We start from the raw sequence: 590 nt of genomic DNA, 5'->3' as shown, positions 1-590 counted from the left end.
GAGCGTCGAGAAGAACCGTTTCGCGTCGGCACGCGACCGCGCCTACGACCGCATCAACGGGACGCTGGACGACTATCGCGATCCCGTGCGATTGCGGTCGATGGGATCGTTCACCGACGACGCGGTGGGCGTGCAAGCACTGGCGAAACTCGCGCGTTCGGAGGCGAACGACACCGCGCTGCGAGCGAGTCGGTACGTCGCGCTCGCGGACAACCGAACGGTCGCGCAGACGATTCTGGACACGGAACGGGTGCTCGACCGGACCGAGGGGACCCTCGACAATCAGGGGCTCCGACGGAGCGCCGAGGCACACTTCGACAACGCCGAACGGCAGTTCGATCGCGCCCAACGGCAGTTGGAGCGGGCGAACGAATCCGAGGGGCGACGAGCGACCAGTCAGTACGCCCAGGCCATCCGCACCCTGCGGACGAGCTGGCAACAAGCACAGCAGGCGCTGACGATGCTCGACGAAGCGCCACCGGCGGTCACGTTCGTTTCCCGCGCGGACCCGGCCTGGAACGCCTCGAACACGGTGACCAGAGCAGTCGCGGTCAACGTGAGTGACGTGCGGCCGTGGCGACTCGAGAACG

1 protein-coding gene is annotated in these 590 nt (G+C 67.3%); it reads left to right on the top strand.

What is annotated here, in order from left to right:
• Positions 1-100 precede the first annotated feature (100 nt).
• Positions 101-590, top strand: a 490-nt coding sequence (locus tag C475_RS04745) for a hypothetical protein (protein WP_152436330.1), incomplete at its 3' end; no start/stop codon positions are given.

The sequence above is a fragment of the Halosimplex carlsbadense 2-9-1 genome (genome assembly GCF_000337455.1).
GTDB lineage: Archaea > Halobacteriota > Halobacteria > Halobacteriales > Haloarculaceae > Halosimplex > Halosimplex carlsbadense.
This window is presented reverse-complemented; position numbering and strand designations above follow the sequence as displayed.